Source organism: Flectobacillus sp., assembly GCF_049240685.1.
In the GTDB taxonomy this organism is placed as follows: domain Bacteria; phylum Bacteroidota; class Bacteroidia; order Cytophagales; family Spirosomataceae; genus Flectobacillus.
Genome location: NZ_JBMLSD010000285.1, coordinates 1 through 4,415, shown reverse-complemented (window position 1 = coordinate 4,415; position 4,415 = coordinate 1). Strand labels below are relative to the sequence as shown.

The 4,415-nt window shown below is 37.5% G+C and carries 3 protein-coding genes; all 3 read right to left on the bottom strand.

The features are described 5' to 3' along the window. Positions 1-274 precede the first annotated feature (274 nt). The 3 genes from ACOVQ4_RS13015 to miaB all read right to left on the bottom strand — a co-directional run bounded on the left by ACOVQ4_RS13015 (position 275) and on the right by miaB (position 3,695). The gene (locus ACOVQ4_RS13015) at positions 275-682 is read right to left on the bottom strand and encodes an LptE family protein (RefSeq protein WP_421821070.1); all 408 of its coding nucleotides are present in this window, start codon (positions 680-682) and stop codon (positions 275-277) included. A gap of 94 nt (positions 683-776) precedes the next feature. Then, on the bottom strand, positions 777-2,147 hold the full coding sequence (locus ACOVQ4_RS13010) for a sigma 54-interacting transcriptional regulator (protein ID WP_421821069.1): 1,371 nt from the start codon (positions 2,145-2,147) through the stop codon (positions 777-779). A 129-nt stretch (positions 2,148-2,276) separates the two neighbouring features. Then, entirely contained in the window at positions 2,277-3,695 is a 1,419-nt protein-coding gene (miaB, locus tag ACOVQ4_RS13005) for a tRNA (N6-isopentenyl adenosine(37)-C2)-methylthiotransferase MiaB (protein WP_421821068.1), read from the bottom strand. Between the last annotated feature and the right edge of the window lie 720 nt (positions 3,696-4,415).

Sequence of the window (4,415 nt, the reverse complement as noted above, 5' to 3'; positions counted from 1 at the left end):
TTGAGTTGTGAATGCCAAGTCTGTAGTGTGCGAATATCTAAGTTTTGTTTTTTAAGTAGGAAAACGTTATTAGTTAACAGGTTATCAGTTATTTTAAGATATTTATAATCAAAAGGGTATAGTCAAATTTTCCTTCAGATATACTATTAATTTAATCTTTCCTTTTACTTAAATAAAATTAATGCTAATGACAAGAAAGCTTTTGAACAAAATAAAATCCTTGGTACACGACTAACTCATCATTCACAACTCAAAACTCATCTCTCAAAAACTTCTACCACTCTCCAGCGGTTTTGTTGAAAATATCTAATACGATTTGGTCAAAGATTTTGGGAATCAACTCTTTCTCTACTGCTGCTACCGTTTGATTTTGTGGGAAATCTTGGTAAAATGAAAACTCTTGGTCAAAGTTTTTATTTTCATCTTTGGCGTTAGTAAATTTTACCTGTACCCTAATCGTGAGGCGGTTTAAGCCCCCTTTATCGGATGAACTTGTTGCTTTAGCCTCCACATCATAACCTGTTATACTCCCTTCAAACATCAAATCGGGGTTGATATTGGCCATTTTCAATGAAGTATTTCTTTGAAAATATTCTTTCATTTTTTCATTGAAAATTAGGGTAAGGTTGGTTGGTCCACCTGCTGCTTGGGCAGTAAAGTTTTGAATTTGAATGGTTTTCAAATTTGGGTCTAAACTAGCCCCCCTAAAAGTATAGCAAGCTTGTAACATACTTGATATACCTAGCAAAAGTAAAATTCCAGAAATCTTACTGAGCCTATTCTTCTTCGATGTCATATTGCTTAATTTTGCGATAAAGCGTTCTTTCAGAAATACCCAAGTCTTGTGCTGCGTATTTACGTTTATTTTTATTTTTTCTTAAAGCTCGAATAATCATATCTTTTTCTTGTTTTTCGAGCGATAAAGATACCTCTTCGGCTACATGAGTTATATCGTAAACATCGTTGGCATTATTGTTATCGTCTAGCGAAATGATTTTTAATTCATTGTCATTAGGCGAAACACTAACACTCTGATAATTGGGTTGTTCGAAATTTGGTGTACTTGGAGGCAAAATTCTATTCGGGTTCATTTCTGGTGCCTGATAGTTATTGCCATAATTAGTAGGAATGCTCTCACCCTCCAAACCTTGAAATAAGGTTTCATGACCTTTCAGGATATCGCCAGTCATTTCACCATTATTTTTTAATACTTCCAAAAACATCTTTTTAAGCTCGGTCACGTCGCGACGCATATCAAAGAGGATTTTGTAAAGTAATTCTCGTTCGTTGAAGTTATCCTTATTTTGCGCTTCAAAATCTTTGCGAACAAGTCCATTGCCCACTTGCTGACCGCTGTTCATTTGAAGGTAATGGCTCAATTTATTGGCATCGACGATTCGCTCGTCCACCTCAAGAATTGATATTTGATCAGCCAAGTTTTTTAATTGGCGAATATTGCCCGGAAACCTTTGAGATAACAAAAGATTCTGAGCATCTTGAGTCAGTTGTATAGGCTTGATGCGGTACTTTTCAGCAAAGTCGGTGGTAAATTTTCTAAAAAGTAATTCAATATCTAAACCACGGTCGCGTAGCGGAGGTACAAAAATCGGAACTGTGTTTAGACGGTAATACAAATCCTCACGGAATTTGCCACGCTCTACAGCCTGCATCAAATTGATGTTTGTGGCCGCTACAACTCTAACATTGGTACGCTGTACTTTGGAAGAACCCACTTTGATAAATTCTCCATTTTCGAGTACACGTAACAAGCGAGCTTGAGTACCAAGAGGCATTTCGGCAATTTCGTCCAAGAAAATGGTACCGCCATCGGTCACTTCAAAATAGCCTTTTCGAGCATCTACTGCACCCGTAAAGGCACCTTTTTCGTGACCAAATAATTCTGAATCAATCGTTCCTTCGGGTATTGCACCGCAGTTTACCGCAATAAACTGACCGTGTTTTCGTGCCGAAACATTATGTATAATTTTTGAGAATGATTCCTTTCCCGAACCACTTTCGCCTGTAATCAGCACGGTCATGTCGGTAGGAGCAACCTGTGCAGCTACTTCGATGGCATGGTTCAAGGCGGGGGAATTGCCAATTATACCAAATCGGGCTTTGATGGATTGTAATTCGGAATTAGTCATACATTTATGGGATTTGGATAGGTTGATTGAATCAAAGAATTGTGAGTGAGTGAATGGTGAATGAGGTGTTGTTACAAACAATATTTAACACCATTATTCACAATTCACTCATTCAACATTCACAATTTTCTAAACCACTGCTTCTCCAATGAGGGTTGCGGCTGTACATTCTTTGATAAGAACGTTTACATAGTCACCTTTTTGGAAGTTGAGTTTAGGGAAAACCACTACCTTATTTTGGTCGTTGCGTCCTTGTAAAAAATCATCTGAACGTTTTGAGAAACCTTCTACCAATACTTTCTGAACCTTACCGATTGACATTTGATTTCTCTCCAAAGAGTGTTGTTGTTGGAGGGCGATGATTTCATTTAAACGACGTTTTTTCACGTCTTCTGGAATATCGTCTTCCAACTTTTTTGCCGCAGGAGTCCCTGGTCTTTCCGAATAAGCAAACATATAACCGTAGTCATATTTTACATATTCCATCAGGCTCAAAGTATCTTTATGCTCATCTTCAGTTTCGGTACAGAAACCTGCGATTAGGTCATGCGAAATACCACATTCTTCGCCCAAAATTGCACGGATTGCATCGATTCTATTCAAATACCACTCACGGTCGTAAGTACGATTCATGAGCTTCAATATTCTGGTATTTCCTGACTGAGCAGGCAAGTGAATATAATTACAGATGTTTTCATACTTTTTCATAGTATGCAAAACTTCATCGGTAATATCTTTAGGGTGAGAAGTCGAGAAACGAATACGGAGTTCTGGACTAATCAAGGCTACTCTTTCTAAAAGCTGTGCAAAGTTGACGGTTTCGGTTCCATCTTCCGAAGCCCATTTGTAAGAATCCACATTTTGTCCTAACAAGGTTACCTCTTTGAAGCCATTATCATAAAGTTCTTGACATTCCTTCAAGATAGAATACACATCACGCGAGCGCTCACGCCCTCTTGTGAAAGGCACTACACAGAACGAGCACATATTGTCGCAACCACGCATGATACTTACAAAGGCTGTAACACCGTTTGAATTCAAACGGACAGGGGTAATGTCGGCGTAAGTCTCATCACGAGAGAGGAATACATTGATAGCTTTTTGACCTTCGTCAACCTCACTGAAAAGGTTGGGTAAATCACGATATGAATCTGGCCCAGCTACTACGTCAACGATTTTTTCTTCTTCCAAAAATTTCGTTTTCAAACGCTCAGCCATACATCCCAATACTCCCACAACTACTTGAGGTTTTTTCTTTTTGAGAGGTGTAAAGCTTTTCAGACGATTTCTTACTTTTTGCTCTGCATTTTCACGAATCGCACAAGTATTTAGTAAAATTACATCTGCCTCTTCGTATTGGCTTGTGGTGGCATAACCCTGTTCTTGCAAAATCGAGGTTACGATTTCACTATCCGAAAAATTCATCTGACAGCCGTAGCTTTCGATGTATAATTTCTTCTTACTTTCTTTGCCAGTTTCATCCACCGTAATGCGGGCTACTTCCAACGCTTCTTTGTCTTCGTCTTTGAGTATTTCTAAACTTCTCATCTTTTGATTAAGAATAATATGATTCGAAATGGAAGTGGGGCTACTAAAACCATTTTGATTATAGCCCCTCTAATTCGTTTGAATCTACAAATTTACGGATTTTTCTTGTCAATCCTGCCATTATGTCAGACTTTTGTAGAATTGTACTATTTCTAAAGATTAGGTCCGAGCATGTACTGATTTGACATGATAGTAAAATAGCCTTTTTACGGTTTTAGTTCAACCCCAAGGTTTCATTTTTGAAATTTTAGGAAAATTTAAGCTTTTTATTATTCAATGATGTTGCCACAAGGAGTAAATGTTTTCTCGAAAACAAATTCTCTAGGAATCAATTATGGAATCTTAATACTCTGTGCTAGGGCTGTACGAATGATTTCAAACTATTGCAGATTTGGGATTTCTGATTTCGGAAATAAAGTAAAATACCTTTGTTTTTTGCAAAATATAGAAGATTATACTTCCGAAATCCAACATCCGATATCCGAAATAAACAGTTTTTACAATCCTTCGTACAGTACTAACGCTGTGCTCATCATTCATAACTTTAAGTAATCATGCAGAATTATATTTAAGTTTTGTGTTTTCGGAACAAGGCAACAGGCACAAGGCAAAGAGTGCTAAAATATTTTTAACGACCACGGACAAGCATTTTTCCCATAGCCCACCGCCGAAAGCCGATACATGAAAGCTTAAAGCACAATCTTAAACTTTATTTTGCGA

Coding starts and splice junctions, on each gene's coding strand:
- miaB (WP_421821068.1), bottom strand. CDS start 3,695: ATGAGAAGTTTAGAAATACTCAAAGACGAAGACAAAGAAGCGTTGGAA.
- ACOVQ4_RS13010 (WP_421821069.1), bottom strand. CDS start 2,147: ATGACTAATTCCGAATTACAATCCATCAAAGCCCGATTTGGTATAATT.